This window comes from Pantoea sp. ABR1s, assembly GCF_057812235.1.
Window position 1 is genome coordinate 169,640 of the sequence record NZ_JBSZSY010000004.1, and the last position, 16,021, is coordinate 185,660.

A 16,021-nucleotide genomic window follows, 5' to 3' on the forward strand; every position below is an offset into this window, starting at 1 on the left:
TTATCCCTGTTGTTCCGGCAGAAAAGGTTCGCCCAGCGTCAGCATCAGGCGATTAGCCCAGGCAAAAAAGGCGGTTGATTGAATCAGATCGAGCAGGGCGAGCGTATCCAGACCCTGTTCACGCAGTGCAGAGAGCTGCGACTGTGTCGGCTGGGCAGGTGTCAGCGACAGTGCTGCTGAGAATGCGATGATCGCCTGCCAGCGCGCGGTGTGTCCGTGAGATAACACCGCGCCGGGTGCGACATTCAGCAGCTTCTGTACCGCTTCATCCTGCTTTGAGAGCTGGCTGGCTTTACGCGCATGGACTGAGGCGCAGTAAATGCAGCCGTTGACCTTACTCACCACGGTGGCAGCCAGTTCGCGCTCGGCGCGTGGCAGCCCTCCTGCGGTATAAAAAATGCCTTTATCGGTCAGGGTGCGCTGCTCCAGCAACGGCAGATTGCGCGCCAGCAGGCGAAAATAGTCGGAGTCGGTGTGACCGAATTTTGCCAGTGTCGCCTGCTCTTCCTCGCTGAATTCCGTCAGCGGTTTTGCCGGCAGCCAGGGCTCCCAGCCGAGTTCCTGTTGCGTAAACGCGGTCAGGGCAGTTTTGCCGCTGGCGGTATGTAAGGCCTCGTGCCAGTGACCGGCGACTACCGGGGCAACCTCACCCGACGCCTCATCGCCCTGTAAGCTGCGCAGACCCGCCAGCAACCGGCTCTGAAAACTGACAAACGCCACCAGCTGTGCCAGTGTGACAATGCCGCGCAGGCTCCAGCCCGCCTGTTTCAAAGCCTCCAGATGCGCGGGAGCAGCAGTAACCGGCTCAAAGGTCAGGCGATGGGCAAAAGCCTGTGCCGCGTTGATCCGAACACTCCCGGCCAGACTCTCCTGTGGCTGGTAGTGCGCCTGCAGGCCGGGTTGTGCATGCCAGCCGGCAACCTGAGCGGCCAGCAGACGGCGCTCCGCCAGCGGAAAATCTTCATCACCCTGGCTAAACAACAGGGTGTAGCTACCCTGAGCATGTTGTGTGGCGGCGTGACGTGTCTGGCGCGCATGGGCCAGTTCGGAATCGGGATCGATATCTGCCAGTGTGGCGATCAAATCGTCAGGTTGATTCATGAAATTCTCCTGTGAGGTTCGCCAGCGGCACGAAGCGCGGGCGCAAGATGTTGGGCAATCAGTTCAATCGAGCGCAGCGTGTCGGCATGCGAAGGCTCAACCGAATGCACCTGAAATGAGATGTCGGTGACGCGCGCCAGTGCGCTGTCCTGCGCCAGCGAGTGCTGCACCTGGTCGATGCCGCCAACATGGGCATCAAACTGCGCCAGCAGGTCATCAAAGCATTCACCGCGTAATTCACCACGATACTGCGCAGCCTGCTGACGAATTCCCGGTTCAGCTACCTGACGGGCATAGCGGTCAGAATCGGCCACGAATGCGGTACGGGATGCGAGGATGCGCGGAGGGGTTCCCGCAGGAAGTGCCGCAAGATAGGCATCGATCAGCGGATTCTGCAATGCATCCAGCGGCAGATCAGGCTGGCCCGCCGGGCGCGGCTGGGTGCGGGACAGCATCAGGCCATGGCCGCCCTGAGCGGCACGGATTGCGCCCTCAACTGAGAAGGTGGCGATCCACACCCGTCCGGCAAGCTGCGGCGCGGCGGGATAGAGATGATTATCAGGATGCCCCAGTGAATCCCCGCGCCAGGCGCTGAGCAGCGTATGCAGATGGTCGGCAAAAGCGGCACCGCGCTCGGCAAAGGTCAGACCAAACGGCAAAAACGAATCCGGCGTGCCACCGGAGCCCAGCCCTATCTCCAGCCGCCCATCTGCCAGCAGATCCAGTACTGCGGCATCTTCAGCCACCCGCAGCGCATTTTCCATTGGCAGGGTGATGATGGCGGTGCCGAGCCGGATGGTGCGGGTCTGCGCGGCGACATGCGCCAGGAAGAGCAGCGGCGACGGCAGACCACCCTCATCCTGATGAAAATGGTGCTGAGCAATCCACGCATTATCAAATCCGCAGCGTTCGGCATGCTGGATCTGTTCGGTGGCCAGCTGATAGCGCTGTTTCGCCGGCACCTTATCCAGCAGCCGGGTAAAAAATCCGAGACGTCGGCTCATGCTGACTCCTTGTGGGTTAAGGGAATAAGCGGAGGAATGGCAGCCATCAATTCCCGGGTATAAGGATGCTGTGGCGCACTGAAAATCGTGACAACGTCACCTTGCTCTGCGACTTCGCCCGCTTTTAACACCGTGACGCTGTCGGCAATCTGTCGCACCGTCGCCAGGTCGTGCGTGATAAACAGATAGGTCAGACCCAGTTCGGCCTGGAGCTGTTGCAACAGGTCGAGGATTTGCGCCTGCACCGTGACATCCAGCGCCGAGGTCGCCTCATCCAGTACCAGAATCTCCGGCTTGCAGATCAGTGCCCGGGCAAGAGCCACACGCTGCCGCTGACCGCCGGAAAGTTCGTGAGGATGACGTGACAGAAGAGAGAGCGGCAGCGCCACCCGCGTGGTCATCGCTTCTACGCGCTCACGGCGCTGACTGCGGCTCAGCCGCTCAAAATTACGCAGTGGCTCTTCAATAATTGCATATAGCGTCTGACGCGGATCGAGCGAGGCAAATGGGTTCTGATAGACAAACTGGATCTTCCGCCGCAGCTGACGCAGCGCCTCGCCGCGTAATCCGTTGACCACGATGCCATCCAGCGTCACCTCGCCGCTGTCTGCGGTTTCAAAACCCATAACGATGCGCGCCAGCGTGGTTTTGCCTGAGCCGGATTCGCCTACCAGTGCATGCGTAGTGCCGCGCGCAACCTGAAAGCTGACCTGGTTCAGCGCCTGCAAACGCTGCTGTTTGCCCAGCGAAAAGCTTTTCATCACGCCGGTTGCCCGGATGGCGGGGGCAGAAAAACGGGCGGTTGCAGATTTAACTCTGGCGGGTCGCTGCGGTGCCGCATCATTCAGTAACTGACGGGTATAAGGATGAGCAGGCGCGCTGATAACCTGTTCAGTGCGGCCCGATTCCTGAATCTCGCCGTGACGAAACACGATAATACGATCTGCGCGTTGCGCCGCCAGCGCCAGGTCGTGGGTGACAAACAGCACGGCGGTGCGGGATTCCTGCCGCAGGTTGTCCAGCAGATCGAGAATGCGCTTTTGCACCGTGACATCCAGCGCGCTGGTCGGCTCATCCGCAATAATGATCTCCGGCTGCAGGGCGAGGGCAATGGCGATCAATACCCGCTGCTTCATGCCGCCCGACAGCTGATGCGGATACTGCTTAACCCGCTGTTCCGGATGGCTAAGTCCGACGCGATTCAGCAGGTCAATCACCCGCTGCTGGCGCTGCGCTGACGGTAATTTCAGGTGCAGTCGCAGGATCTCTTCCACCTGTTCGCCGACCGTTTTCACCGGGTTCAGGGAATTACCGGGATCCTGCGGTACCAGACTGATGCGCGCCCCGCGCAGCGTATCGAAACGCTTTTGCGACCACTGACTGATATCCACGCCGTTGAGCAGGATCTCTCCCCCTTCGCGACGGCCATTTTCCGCCATCAGACCCATTATCGCCTGTGCGGTGGTGGTTTTACCGGAGCCGGACTCCCCGACCAGCGCCACCATCTCACCGGGCTGCAGCTCGAAGCTGACGTTATGTACCACCGGCTGCCAACGGTTGCCGCTGCGATAGCTTAGCGTCAGATTGTTGACCGCGAGTAACGGCTGAGCGCTCATCGGCGTCCTCCTGAAAGTTGCTGGCTGATGCGGTTGGCTGCGAGCACCACAGCGACCACCACCACACCAGGAAAAGTGGTCAGCCACCAGGCGGTAGCCAGATAATTACGCCCTTCAGCGATTAACAGACCCCATTCCGGCACCGGCGGTGGGGTGCCGTAGCCGAGGAAGCTCAGAGTCGACAGCGCCAGAATCGCCTGACCAAATTGCAGGGCGGCATAGGCGATCACCGGCGTCAGCGCATTGGGCAGAATGTGACGCCACAGCACGCTGAAAAAGCGGCCGCCACTGCCGTAAGCCGCTTCGACATACTCGCTGTGACGGATGCGTACCACTTCGGCGCGTGCCAGTCGGGCGAAGCTGGCGATGGAGGCAATGCCCACTGCTAATGCGGCATTCAGGGTGCCGAAGCCGAGTAAAATCAGTACGCTCAGAGAGAGCAGCAACGCCGGAATCGCCAGCAGGACATCCACTGCGCGCATCACAATTGATTCAGTTTTGCCGCCGATAGCTCCTGCCACCAGACCCAGCGCGGTACCTGCCAGCAGTCCGATCGCCACCGCCATGACGGCGGCGGAGAGCGAATGGGACGCGCCGTAAACGATGCGGGCAAAAAGATCGCGGCCAAGCTGATCGGTGCCGAGCCAGTGTCCGGCCTGCGGTGCGAGTCGCTGTGCACCCGCAATTCCTTCAATCGGGCTGGCCTGGGTAAAGAGGGCCGGGAACAGGGCTGCCAGTACGGCCAGCAGCATGACTGAAACGGCGAGCCACAGGCCCGGCGAAAACTGTAAAGTGCGCCTCTTTGCCGCCACGGGTTGCCGCGCAGCAGCGTAATCAACCAGACTCATGTTGCACCTCGTAACAGCTGTAAGCGCGGGTCAAACAGCGGCATCAGCAGATCCACCAGCAGGTTGATCACCACAAAACCCAGCGCAGAGATCATCACCACCGCCTGCAACACCGCCACATCCTGATTGTTCACCGCCTGCTGCGTCAGCTGTCCCAGACCGCCCAGGCCAAACACCGTTTCGGTGATCAGCGCACCGGCAATCAGTTCTCCCAGCAGCAGGCCCGCCACGGTGAGCACCGGCAGCATGGCGTTGCGCAGGATGTGCCGCCACAGCACAGAGTGCTCGCTGGCCCCTTTGGCGCGCGCCACCGCCACAAAAGGCCGGGTTGAAACCTCATCGATGCTGCGCAACAGAATCTGAGCCAGCGGCGCTGAGATCGGCACGGCGACCGTAATAATGGGCAGAATCAGTCCCTGCCACGGTGAGGGATTGATTACCGGGATCCAGCGCAGCTGGAATGAGAAGAGCTGAATCAGGGCTATGCCGAGCCAGAAGGTCGGCACTGAGATAAACAGCGCGGGCAGTGACTGCAGCAGATTACGCAGGCCGCGCAGGGCAGGCAGCCGCGACAGTGTCGCCAGCACGAATGCCAGCAGTGTCGCCAGCAAAAAGCCGCACAGGGCCAGTCGCAGCGTGCCAGGCAGATTGCTGGTCAGCAGTTCACTGACCGGCACGCCCGCCTGCACCGAATAGCCGAAGTCGCCGTGCAGCATCGCCGCCAGCGTGTGCAGATATTGCTGCCACAGCGGGCTGTCCGCGCCATAGGCCTGACGCATCTCAGCAATCTGCTGCGGACTCAGGCCGAGATCCGGATTCTGAAACTTGATCAGGACCGCATCGCCTGGCAGCACCTGTAGCAGCACAAACGACAGGGTAAACGCGGCCCACAGGACCAATACACCCAGGCCAGCACGTTGCAGCAGATAATGACGCATCCTCACCTCCGGTTACTGTTTTTCCAGCCAGGCGCCATAGAGTGCCGGACGGCCTACCGCTTCAAAACTGACCCCTTTCAGCCAGGGCGCACCGGCATAGACCTGCGGCTCTTCGAAGATCGGAATCACATAGGCCTGATCCAACAGATACCGCTGAACGTCACCGGTCAGCTGTAACCGTTTTGCCGGGTCAACTTCAGCGGAGATGGCGACCAGCAGCTGGTTCAGTTTGTCATCGCGGAAGTTTTTCACTTTGTCGCTGGAGCCGCCTTTCTGCAGCAGGTTGTCGCGGTTAGCCGGGTAGAAACTGCTTTTGATCACGTCGGGATCGGCACGGCCGACTTCGGTGACGTTCAGCGGGGTCTTAAGGGGGTCGAGGTTATCCAGCGTTTTGCTGCCGGCATCGCCCGCTTTAACGCTGAGGGCGACGCCCGCCTGGCGCCACTGCTGTGCCACCAGTTGCAGCACCTCTTTGTTTTGCGGCTGCGGCAGTGATTCATAGACGGTTAGCGCCAGTCGCTGGCCTGCTTTTTCACGGATGCCATCGGCACCCGGTTGCCAGCCCGCCTGGTCCAGCAATGCCTTCGCTTTTGCCAGATCAAAAGTGAGTTTGTCCGCCAGATTGACGTAGCCGGCGGCGGTGGTCGCCACGACCGAAGTTGCCTGCGGATAGTTCGGCGAGAAGAGCGTCTCAACCACCTGTTTGGCATTGGTGGCGTGCAGCAGCGCCTGACGCACCCGGATATCGCTGACCAGCGGATTATCCGGACGGAAGCTGAGGCTGTCGTTTACACCACGGGTCGGCGCGGCATAAACCGGGAAGTTCTGATCTTTAGCCTGCTTCTCATCGTAGGCCTGTACCTGACGGATCAGGCCTGCCTGGCCCGCCAGCAGTGCACCGATACGCACGCTGTCTTCCGGCGTCACGATCACTTTTATCGCATCCAGATTGGCCGGACCTTGCTGCTGAATGTTTTTCGGTCCCCACTGATAATCTTTACGCGCTACCAGATCCACCTCCCGACCGAGTTTCTCATCACTGACCACAAACGGGCCGGAGCCGATGATGTGACGGGCATCGCCCAGCTGATCGAAACTGCGCGCCAGGGTACTCAGCGAGACCAGGCCAGAGCCAATGGTGGCGGTGCCCTGCAAAAATCCGGGTGAGGGTTTTTTGAAATAGAATTTCACCGTCAGCGGGTCGATCACTTCGCTGCGTTCATAGTTATTAATCACTTCCGATACCGGCAGGCGCAGCGCTTTATTTCCCAGCCCGTAGGTATCAAAGTTTTTCGCCACCGCGTTCGCATCTAATGGTGTGCCATCGGAAAAAGTCACGCCAGGCCGTAATTTAAAGGTGTATTCGGTTTTGTCGGCGTTGGTGGTCCAGCTTTCCGCAATCCAGGGTTCAACCTGCAGCGTTTCGGGATTCTGCCAGGTTAATTTATCGGTGATCTGATTGAGAATGCCGCCATTAGGGTAAAAGCCGCCGGCAGGCGGATAGAGGTTGGTATGTGCCTGCTGTTCAAGATAAATCAGCGTACCGCCTTTGACCGGTGCAGCCACCGCGTTAAAGGTCAGAGTCCCGGCAAGTAAAGTAAAAACCAGCGTTTGTGCGCGTGGTTTAAGGGGAAATAACGTCTTCATGGTGAATTCCTTTGTTATCAATTGCCTCAGCAGGCGGAATCATCATCGAATGACGCAACACACAGATAAAGTAACGATTTGGTCAAAGCTTATCTGAAAAAAATAAATGCGGGATTGGGTGGTTGATATTAGTCTGAATGGGATGACCTAAGATAAACGTTCAAAGTGTAAATCGGCATCCATTGCCAGAGCAGGGAACCCATGAATAGAGTGTAAGATGAGGCAGTGTTGAAACACTGGACATGCCAGAAAACGCTGAAGTTTTCCATTGCATAAGCACTGCCCCGTTTAGCTAAAATCGTACTTAAGTTATCGATAGACTTTTAAGGAGTTCCTGCAATGCATATTCAGATAAGTCCTTTTTGGCTAAACGTAATCCGGGTGGCTTCATTCAGATCAATGTTTTTTAAAGCCTCAGGTTCTACCCAGATAATCTCCTGAAACTCTTCATTGAAGGTTATTGTTCGGTTTGCGCTCAGACAATCAAAGATAAGATAGATCATATAAATTTCTTCAGTCATTCCATCAGAATAGGTTTTGATTCTGACATCATCCCGAAACGTCCAGGGTGTGATATTTGTTATCTTGAGCGCCTCGCCTAATTCTTCCCTGATTTCCCGCTTTAATGCTTCTTCGATTGTTTCACCTGGCTCCATTCCGCCGCCTGGCAAAGCCCACTGTCCAGGAAAAACACCCCTGTCAGATGCCATTTTACATAGCAAATATTTACCCTCATTTTGAATGACTGGGCACACAATGACTCTCTGTCGCATTACTTCTCCTTATTGATGTTAAAAATTCCAGATCTGAAATGGGCGGTTCAGAAGGCCGATAGTTGTTTTGTCATTTTTCTGGTCATACTTACCGCTCAACAGCTTAGCGAGACAATGCTTCTGACACCGATGTCACAAAAGTGGCATTCCTGTTATAAAAACCAGGAAGCACTCTTAAGAATCCTCAAATCAGAAAGATTATAACCATGGGAATTGTAAGGGTATGGTGCGGCGATCACGCTTTAATGATGCCGTAATCGGATTCTTTATGGTTAGCAGTGCGGGCAAGTACTATATCGCACTGCTAAATATATTCGATTATTCCGTGCACAATTTCCGCTGGCCTGCACGCAGAAAAGCGCTGACCAGAACCAGCCACAGCAGACCGCAGATCAGGTTCACCACACTGAAGCCGCCGGTGCCGTAACTAAAATAGGCGGTTTTGGCTGCTTCAATGCCCAGCGCAATAATCAGAATACTCACCATGCCGAGCATCGCCGCCACGCTGCCTTTTCCGGCGCTGCTGGAAAAAAGCGTCATGCGATAGAGTCCGGCGCTGACCAGCCCGGCACCGAAGCCGTAGAGGCTAATTCCGGCAGTCAGCCACAGATAGCTTTGCGGATTTAGCACGGTAGCGGTTACTGCGATTGCCAGCCCGCAGACCACCGGCCAGGCACCGAGCCGTAACGGCTGTTCAATGGGCAGACGGCTGGATAAGCGTCCCAGCGTCAGGTTGCCCGCAATCATGGCGGCGAAGACCGGCAGCTGTAACAACGCATAGCCGATGCGGCTGAGTCCCGCATCGTGGATTAATATCACCGGCGACAATGCGACCCATGCGATGCAGGGCACAGTGACCAGTCCGATGGCCAGCGAGCCGCGCATCACCTGACGATCCTTCAGCAACGCCGCGTAACCGCTGATAATCGATCGCAGCGACAGCGGTTTCTGCCGGTCGCCTGCGGTTTCGGGCATCGCATACCACAGACCCGCCAGCGCCAGCGCCGCGACAGCGCCAATCAGCCAGAACAGGGTGCGCCATTCACCTACGGTAAGAAAAGCCGCGCCCGCCAGCGGACCGGCCAGCGGGGCCAGCAGGGCGACGTTGGCCATCAGCGCCATCATTTTGATGCTGAGCGATTCCGTAAACGCCTCCTGCACCGCCGCGTAGCCTACCGCGCCAATAAAACAGAGGCTGACGCCCTGCAGAAAACGCAGCAGGACGAACTGCTCAATGCTTTGCACCCAGTGCGTCGCCACACACGAGAGCATAAAAAAGGCCACGCCGCTAAGTAGCACCGGACGCCGCCCGATACGGTCAGAGAGGGGGCCAAGCAGCCATTGCAGCATAATGCCACCGGCCAGATAGGCGGTGAGCGAAGTAGAGACCCACTCCGGCCCGACCTTAAATTCCTGAGTCACCAGCAGCATGCCGGGCTGGATCATGTCGTGAGCGATATAGGTAGCGAACTCAAACAACACCAGCGACAGCGGAAAAATCAGATGTCGTCGGGTCAGTTGCGCGACCGGTTCGAAAGAAACCATTACGGATACCTGCGATAAAGCCATTAAAAAAGCGGCCACCAGGGTGACCGCATAATTTCAGCGTGACGGTGTAACGCTTATCGCCAGCGGGCGATCGGGTTGTTCAGCGTTCCGGCGAACTTGAGGTTCTCAGCGGGATCGGCGAGGTTTATCATCTGCTGGTTATTCGCCAGCTGCAGGCGGTTCAGACAGGAGCGGGTAAACTCCGGCGCGAACATGTCATAGCGCGCGAACTTAGTGGCATGCTCCGGGTGCGCCTGCTGGTAATCCTTCACGCACTGCGCCACCGCCTGCCAGAACTCTTCCTCCGGCAGCGTTCCTGACTGATGCAGGATCGCGCTGATAAAGCGGAAGATGCAGTCAAACACATCGGTGAAGATTGAGAGCAGCTTCAGGTTCTCCGGCACATCCACCGCCAGACGCTGCACGCCTTCCGGCAGCACCGCATCCGGATTCATCACGGCGATCTCTTCGCCGATATCCTTCATGTATGCACTGACCGGCACGTTGTTCTCCAGCAGCATGATGAGGTTTTCACCGTGCGGCATAAACACCAGGTCATGCTGATAGAAGCAGTGCAGCAGCGGGCTGAGATAGCAGGTCAGGTAGCGTTCTATCCACTGCTTCGCGGGCAAACCAGAATCCGCTATCAGCGCAGGCAGCAATGCCTGCTGATGGTGATCGACGTGCAGGAAAGAGGCCATGGTCATCAGACGCTGGCCGGGTTGCAGGCTGGCCGCAGGATTATCCCGCCACAGCGCTGCGAACATCTTTTTATAGGCGGAGTCGCCTTTGATCGCCTGCTCATAGTAGCGGTTGTGATAGCCGACCGCCGCGACTTCGCGCAGGATGCGGAAATCACAGCGATTCAGCCACGCATCGCCAGCAACCAGTTGTTCCAGCCAGCCGTTTATCGCAGGCGTTGTCGCCATATAGTAGGGGGACAGTCCGCGCATAAAGCCCATGTTCAGCACCGACAGGGCGGTTTTCACGTAGCGCTTCGCGGGCTGGCTGCGGTTAAAGAAGGTGCGGATCGACTGCTGCGCCTGGTAAGCATCGTCTCCGGTGCCGAGATAAACAATATCGTGACTGGCGATGTCTGCCGCAAACACGGTCAGCAGCTTGTTCTGCCACTGCCACGGATGCACCGGCATCAGGATATACTCCTCAACCGCCAGCCCTTTATTCACCAGCTGCGCAGTAAACTGCTCCAGGGTGGTGTCGCCCAGTTCATCACGCATCAACTGCTCATAGCTCAGCTCGCTGAGGCTGGAGAAATGGGCGTTGCGGCGATGGACCGCGACCCAGATGAGGTGAACGGGCGCGGCGGCCTCGGGCGCATACGCCAGATAATCATGGGCATCAAAGCCAATACGCCCGTTGTTGGCAACAAAGCAGGGATGGCCTTCGGTCATCGCCGCTTCCACCGTCTGGAAATCGGCTGAGACCAGCGCCTGGCTGTCAGGATTATTCTTCTGCAGCTTATAAACGCTGCTGCACAGCGTGCTGCTGATCTCTTCCATGTAGGTCGCCAGCAGTGCCTGTGTAATACCGATCTCCCCGTTAAACTCCACGATAAATTTCAGCGCATCCAGCGGCAGATCACGACCGTTCTCCTGCTTGCGCAGTGAGCCGGCGTCGATTTCCCAGTGATCCAGCGCCAGCCGCGACGCCCGGAAATGGTAGCTCGCTTCACCGCCTGGCACCGCAAGCTGATAGCTGCCGTCGCCCGACTCCTGTGGCGTAATGATTTTCTCATGCGCGAACTCGGCAATCGCTTTCCGGATCAGCATGCGGTTTGCCTGCGCCCAGTGGTCGCCCGTCAGATGTGTACCGTTCATCAGCGAAGAGGGGGTGTTCATAGTCTGCGACTCCTGCAGTAACGCGTGTTGATAATCTTCCCGCTGACAAAAGGCCAGCCAGGCGGTTTTATGACCCATGTCGATGGTGTGCTGATAGCGGAACCCGGCACGCTTATTCAGCACGTGAATCTTCTCATTGCGCACATCTGGCTCTACCACCACGCGGCGCACCTCGGGGCGGCTGAACATATAGTCCATCACCAGCGTGAAGACCTGCCAGCTGAAGGCTCTGATCGGCTGGCTGGCGGGGGCAATCAGGATATGCATGCCGTAATCATCGGGTGCGGCAGGATAAAATTTGCCGACCTCGTCGTCGCAGGCGCGATAGCACTCAATCAGGCAGACCGGCTGGTCGTTGCAGCAGCCAATCAGCGCAGCATGGGGATCGGCAGCGGTCAGTGTCTGATAGAACTCAGCGACCTGATTCAGGCTCTGCTGCTGCATACCCCAGAAGCGGGCGTAATCGCGGGTGACCCAGCGATGAATCAGCGGCGCATCGCTGGCGAGCATGGGCCTCAGGGTGAACTGGCCTGCGGGGCGGGCGGCGCTGAACAGTGTTTGTGAACTCATCTCAGTGCTCCGATTTAGCCGGGAAGGTCTGGAAGGCAATCTGACGCTCGATCGGGTAGACCTCGCGTCCGGTCAGTTCGCGCAGCAGCACCGAGTTGCGGTAGCAGGCCATACCGAGATCCGGCGTAACAAAGCCGTGGGTGTGCAGTTCGGCGTTCTGCACGAAGATCTGATTGTGATAATCGATGCTGTAGTTGCGCTGCACGTCGTAGCGGCCTTTGTCATCCCAGCGCAGGCGGGCGTTGATGCCCTCTAAAAACATCGGTGGCTGGTAGTGATAGCCGGTCGCCATCACCAGTCCTTCGGTGCGACGAGTGAAGGTGCAATCCTGCTCCTCCTGATGCAGCGTCAGCTCGAACTCTCCCTGTGGCAGCCAGCGCATAGCGGTCAGCGCCGAGTGAGTAAACAGGTTAACGTTCAGATCGCCATCGAGCTGTTTGACATACATCAGGTCATAAATGTCGTTTATCAGGCTGCTGTTGATGCCTTTGTAGAGATTCTTGTGGCGCGCATTCAGTTCGTCCCGGGTGCTGGCGGGCAGCGCGTGGAAATAGTCGACCCACTCCGGCGAGGTCATCTCCAGCGTGAGCTTGGTGTACTCCAGCGGATAGAAGCGCGGCGCGCGGGTGATCCAGTTGAGCTGATAGCCAAAGCGGTCGATATCGGTCAGCAGGTCGTAGTAGATTTCTGCCGCGCTCTGGCCGCTGCCCAGCACGGTGATGGAACGCTTCTGCTGCAGTTCCGCTTTGTTGACCAGATAGTGGCTTGAGTGCGTCAGGCGCTGGCGGTGCGGCTGGCTGCACTCCGGCATCCAGGCTTTAGGCCCGGTGCCGAGGATCAGATGTCGTGCCAGATAGTTCTGTTTCTGACCATTCCGGGTGTCGGTCACCTGGAGTTGATAGACGCCAGCCGCCTCATCGTAGCTGACATACTCAACGTGGCTGTTCCAGCGCAGATTAGAGAGCCGCGAACTGGCCCACTGGCAGTACTGATTATACTCTTTGCGCATCAGGAAGAAGTCTTCACGGATATAAAAAGAGTATAATTTCCCCTTTTCCTTCATGTAGTTAAGCAGGCTGTAAGGGCTGGTCGGATCGGCGAGCGTCACCAGATCGGCCATAAACGGCGTCTGCAGATGGGCATTTTCCAGCATCATGCCGGTGTGCCAGTCAAAGCCCGGGTTCTCATCCAGGAAAAGACCGTTCAGTCCCTCAACCGGCTCACTCAGACAGGCCAGACTCAGGTTGAAAGGGCCGATACCGATACCAATAAAATCGTAAACGGAATTATTCATTTCAGAGCTCTCACTGTTTCGCCGCGTTCAGCGCAGACGCACGTACCTGCTCGCGGCCATAGTGCGCAATCAGGCTCAGCACATCTTCGATGTCGGCGATGGTCGTGGTGGGATTTAACAGGGTGAATTTCAGGTACTGACGCCCATCGACTTTGGTTCCGGCAATCACTGCGTTGCCGGAGCGGAAGAGCGCTTTACGGATAGCGGCGTTGATTTCGTCGATCTGTGCGTCGCTGGCGTTTTTGCCGGGCACGTAGCGGAAAATCTGGGTGGTCAGCTCAGGCGCGTGCAGCACTTCGATAGCAGGATGCGCAGTTAACCGCTCATGAGCCGCCTGTGTCAGCTCTATCAGCGTATCGAAAGCGTCACCCAGCGCCGCCGGACCCATCACGCGCAGGGTCAGCCACATTTTTAACGCATCAAATCGGCGGGTGGTCTGAATGCTTTTGTTGACCAGATTCGGTGTGCCTTCCTGCTGGGCGCTGAGCGGATTCAGGTAATCTGCATGGTGCGTGACATGCTTCAGATTGTGGCTGTCCCGCACAAAGAACGCACCGCAGCTGACGGTCTGGAAGAAAGATTTGTGATAATCGACGGTGACGGAATCAGCCCGTTCAATGCCATTCAGGCGTGAGCGATGATTTTCTGAGACCAGTAGCCCACAGCCGTAAGCGGCGTCAACGTGCATCCACAAACCATAATTGTCACAAAGACGGGCAATCTCCGGCAGCGGATCGATGCTGCCAAAGTCCGTGGTGCCGCTGGTGGCAACCACAGCAATCGGGATCAGCCCTTCACTGCGACATTTCTCGATCTCCTTAGCCAGGCACGCTGCGTCCATACGGTAGTGGGCGTCGTGATCAACGGCGATAACTGCGTCATAGCCCAGCCCTAAAATCGCCATCGATTTCTGGATGCTGAAGTGGCTGAGTTTGGAGGTAAACACTCGCCATTTCGACGCGGTCTCAGGCAGGCCGCGATGTTTAATCAGATGCCCCGGATGATGTGCCGCGCACCAGCTATCACGCGCCAGCAGCATTGCCATCAGGTTGGATTGGGTGCCGCCGCTGGTGAAGATCCCATCAGATCCGGCAGGCAGACCGATGCGGCCAAGCGTCCAGTCGATCACCTTCTGCTCAATCAGCGTACCGCCTGCGCTCTGATCCCAGGTGTCGACCGAGCTATTCACCGCCGCCATAATCTGCTCAGCCATCAGAGAGGGCAGCACGACCGGGCAGTTCAGGTGCGCCAGATATTTAGGGTGGTGAAACCACACGGCGTCACGCAGATAGAGCTGACTCAGCTCTGTCAGGGCGTCATCGTTGTTACCCAGCGGACGATCGAGATCGACCTCACTGAATTCCGCCGCCAGTTCATGGGGCAGGATACCGCTGAAAGGCTTCTCAACGCCGGTAACGGTACGGGTCATCAGCGCCAGCACCTCCTGAGTCTGCTGCGACCAGGCCGTCAGTTGCTGATCGTTAAAAATAGCCGTTTCGGCACCGCTGGCATTGGATGCTGGCGCGAGATCCTGTGCCGCCTGAGTGGATGAGCGTAAAAGCATGTTCAGTTCCTGTGCGTTAATACCAGTGACCCTGCCGACGTAAGGTCAGCAGCGTTGGATGTCCGCTCAACAACTCCAGTAAACATAAAACTAACTAACCAGATAAAAACCCTGACCATTAAATGGATTAGTGTTTTCACCTTAAAAAGAGTAAATACCGCATATTATTTGTGGATTTGGCAGCGTTAAACGCTTTGTTATATGCGGATGAGAGTGTAAATGTTAATCATTATCATTCAAATGTTTTGTTGTTAAATTTTATTTATTAGTATGTCTAATGTTGAAAGTGTGATGTTGATCACTTTTCTGGATCGGAATAGTCCTTTTTTTATGAGGTTTAGCGCCAGCAATTCATTCAGAACTCATCTGCGTGTGTTCCATGTTGGAAACATTAGCTTTGTGGGTTAGAATGTTTCCAACATGGAAAGTTTGAGAGAAAAATGCATATCATCTCAAGAGGGCCGTTCAGGGAAGCGGCAATAATTTATCCAAATCATGCCTCCGCACTGGATGCGGCTTATCTGGTCCTAAGGGACGAAAACTTTGCCACGCCAGATGCGCTGAAAATTCGCTTTCAGAGCCTTGACCGCATGAAGTACCGGGAAAAGTGGTGGGTAATCGATGTGGGCGGAAACAGCCTGAGAATCATGTTTTATGCTGACTTTGATCGCGGCAAAATTTTTATCAAACACATCGTGACGCATGCGGAATATGACAAGCTGGTGAAGAAGTACCGGGAGAGTAAAGAATGATTACCGAAGCAATCCAGGCGACCAATGACCTGGTCAGAATTGTTCCCTTTCTGGGAGGCAGTACCGATAAAAGGGACTACGAGCAGGCGCTGGAACTGGTTGAATATCTGGTTGAGCACCAGCCGGACAGCCCGTTAGTAGAGATACTGTCTGATAAGGTCGCCCGATACGAAAACAGCGCCCCTGAGTTCGCTGCGTTTAACGCGCGTACTGATGCTATTCCGCGCGGAGTGGCACTTTTGCGAGTCATCATGGATCAGCACGGCCTGACTCAATCCTCTTTTGCGGATGAAATAGGGCAGCGCTCTTATGTCAGTCGTATCCTGCGTGGTGATCGTCCTTTGACGGATAAACATAAAGCCCGACTGGCAGCGCGTTTTAACCTGCCGTTTGAAGCATTCGCTGAATAACTTAGCCTGAACTTATATGAGTGCGGTTTTTTTTCTGGAAACTGAATGATGAAGGTATTCCGCAAACAACCAGAAAGCGCTCATTGCCCTTTCTGGT

General features: G+C 56.7%; 13 protein-coding genes. 2 read left to right on the top strand and 11 right to left on the bottom strand.

Annotated elements, in window-relative coordinates; genetic code table 11:
* The 11 genes from ACXKZD_RS21965 to ACXKZD_RS22015 all read right to left on the bottom strand — a co-directional run bounded on the left by ACXKZD_RS21965 (nt 1) and on the right by ACXKZD_RS22015 (nt 14,762).
* Nucleotides 1-1,101 carry an alkylhydroperoxidase domain protein gene (locus tag ACXKZD_RS21965; RefSeq protein WP_172608642.1) on the bottom strand — a complete coding sequence of 367 codons (1,101 nt, stop codon included), beginning with the start codon at nt 1,099-1,101 and terminating at the stop codon, nt 1-3.
* Nucleotides 1,098-2,105, bottom strand: coding sequence for a putative FMN-dependent luciferase-like monooxygenase (locus ACXKZD_RS21970; RefSeq protein WP_033787062.1), 1,008 nt, complete (start codon nt 2,103-2,105; stop codon nt 1,098-1,100). The genes ACXKZD_RS21965 and ACXKZD_RS21970 overlap by 4 nt, the downstream gene beginning before the upstream one ends.
* Nucleotides 2,102-3,721: a dipeptide ABC transporter ATP-binding protein gene (locus ACXKZD_RS21975; RefSeq protein ID WP_033787060.1), complete on the bottom strand. Its 1,620-nt coding sequence runs from the start codon at nt 3,719-3,721 to the stop codon at nt 2,102-2,104. Before ACXKZD_RS21975 ends, ACXKZD_RS21970 begins: the two co-directional genes overlap by 4 nt.
* The gene (locus ACXKZD_RS21980) at nt 3,718-4,569 is read right to left on the bottom strand and encodes an ABC transporter permease (RefSeq protein ID WP_033768940.1); all 852 of its coding nucleotides are present in this window, start codon (nt 4,567-4,569) and stop codon (nt 3,718-3,720) included. Before ACXKZD_RS21980 ends, ACXKZD_RS21975 begins: the two co-directional genes overlap by 4 nt.
* Complete coding sequence (locus tag ACXKZD_RS21985; protein ID WP_052270707.1) at nt 4,566-5,507, bottom strand: ABC transporter permease; 942 nt, start codon at nt 5,505-5,507, stop codon at nt 4,566-4,568. Before ACXKZD_RS21985 ends, ACXKZD_RS21980 begins: the two co-directional genes overlap by 4 nt.
* Nucleotides 5,508-5,519: 12 nt before the next feature.
* Nucleotides 5,520-7,154, bottom strand: a complete 1,635-nt coding sequence (locus ACXKZD_RS21990; protein WP_052270706.1) for a TIGR04028 family ABC transporter substrate-binding protein — start codon at nt 7,152-7,154, stop codon at nt 5,520-5,522.
* Between the two features lie 347 nt (nt 7,155-7,501).
* Complete coding sequence (gene nudI / locus ACXKZD_RS21995; RefSeq protein ID WP_022624355.1) at nt 7,502-7,927, bottom strand: nucleoside triphosphatase NudI; 426 nt, start codon at nt 7,925-7,927, stop codon at nt 7,502-7,504.
* Nucleotides 7,928-8,245: 318 nt separating this feature from the next.
* Nucleotides 8,246-9,472 carry an MFS transporter gene (locus tag ACXKZD_RS22000; protein ID WP_488982330.1) on the bottom strand — a complete coding sequence of 409 codons (1,227 nt, stop codon included), beginning with the start codon at nt 9,470-9,472 and terminating at the stop codon, nt 8,246-8,248.
* A gap of 77 nt (nt 9,473-9,549) precedes the next feature.
* On the bottom strand, nt 9,550-11,904 hold the full coding sequence (locus tag ACXKZD_RS22005) for a GNAT family N-acetyltransferase (RefSeq protein ID WP_488982331.1): 2,355 nt from the start codon (nt 11,902-11,904) through the stop codon (nt 9,550-9,552).
* Nucleotide 11,905: 1 nt separating this feature from the next.
* On the bottom strand, nt 11,906-13,198 hold the full coding sequence (locus tag ACXKZD_RS22010) for a lysine N(6)-hydroxylase/L-ornithine N(5)-oxygenase family protein (RefSeq protein WP_010247061.1): 1,293 nt from the start codon (nt 13,196-13,198) through the stop codon (nt 11,906-11,908).
* Nucleotides 13,199-13,208: 10 nt separating this feature from the next.
* On the bottom strand, nt 13,209-14,762 hold the full coding sequence (locus tag ACXKZD_RS22015; protein WP_488982332.1) for a pyridoxal phosphate-dependent decarboxylase family protein: 1,554 nt from the start codon (nt 14,760-14,762) through the stop codon (nt 13,209-13,211).
* A 440-nt stretch (nt 14,763-15,202) separates the two neighbouring features.
* Between ACXKZD_RS22015 and ACXKZD_RS22020 the strand changes: the two genes are divergently transcribed.
* Both ACXKZD_RS22020 and ACXKZD_RS22025 read left to right on the top strand, forming a co-directional pair.
* Entirely contained in the window at nt 15,203-15,514 is a 312-nt protein-coding gene (locus tag ACXKZD_RS22020; protein WP_010247063.1) for a type II toxin-antitoxin system HigB family toxin, read from the top strand.
* The gene (locus ACXKZD_RS22025; RefSeq protein WP_010247064.1) at nt 15,511-15,924 is read left to right on the top strand and encodes a helix-turn-helix domain-containing protein; all 414 of its coding nucleotides are present in this window, start codon (nt 15,511-15,513) and stop codon (nt 15,922-15,924) included. The genes ACXKZD_RS22020 and ACXKZD_RS22025 overlap by 4 nt, the downstream gene beginning before the upstream one ends.
* Nucleotides 15,925-16,021: the final 97 nt, after the last annotated feature.

Coding starts and splice junctions, on each gene's coding strand:
- ACXKZD_RS21965 (WP_172608642.1), bottom strand. CDS start 1,101: ATGAATCAACCTGACGATTTGATCGCCACACTGGCAGATATCGATCCC.
- ACXKZD_RS21970 (WP_033787062.1), bottom strand. CDS start 2,105: ATGAGCCGACGTCTCGGATTTTTTACCCGGCTGCTGGATAAGGTGCCG.
- ACXKZD_RS21975 (WP_033787060.1), bottom strand. CDS start 3,721: ATGAGCGCTCAGCCGTTACTCGCGGTCAACAATCTGACGCTAAGCTAT.
- ACXKZD_RS21980 (WP_033768940.1), bottom strand. CDS start 4,569: ATGAGTCTGGTTGATTACGCTGCTGCGCGGCAACCCGTGGCGGCAAAG.
- ACXKZD_RS21985 (WP_052270707.1), bottom strand. CDS start 5,507: ATGCGTCATTATCTGCTGCAACGTGCTGGCCTGGGTGTATTGGTCCTG.
- ACXKZD_RS21990 (WP_052270706.1), bottom strand. CDS start 7,154: ATGAAGACGTTATTTCCCCTTAAACCACGCGCACAAACGCTGGTTTTT.
- nudI (WP_022624355.1), bottom strand. CDS start 7,927: ATGCGACAGAGAGTCATTGTGTGCCCAGTCATTCAAAATGAGGGTAAA.
- ACXKZD_RS22000 (WP_488982330.1), bottom strand. CDS start 9,472: ATGGTTTCTTTCGAACCGGTCGCGCAACTGACCCGACGACATCTGATT.
- ACXKZD_RS22005 (WP_488982331.1), bottom strand. CDS start 11,904: ATGAGTTCACAAACACTGTTCAGCGCCGCCCGCCCCGCAGGCCAGTTC.
- ACXKZD_RS22010 (WP_010247061.1), bottom strand. CDS start 13,198: ATGAATAATTCCGTTTACGATTTTATTGGTATCGGTATCGGCCCTTTC.
- ACXKZD_RS22015 (WP_488982332.1), bottom strand. CDS start 14,762: ATGCTTTTACGCTCATCCACTCAGGCGGCACAGGATCTCGCGCCAGCA.
- ACXKZD_RS22020 (WP_010247063.1), top strand. CDS start 15,203: ATGCATATCATCTCAAGAGGGCCGTTCAGGGAAGCGGCAATAATTTAT.
- ACXKZD_RS22025 (WP_010247064.1), top strand. CDS start 15,511: ATGATTACCGAAGCAATCCAGGCGACCAATGACCTGGTCAGAATTGTT.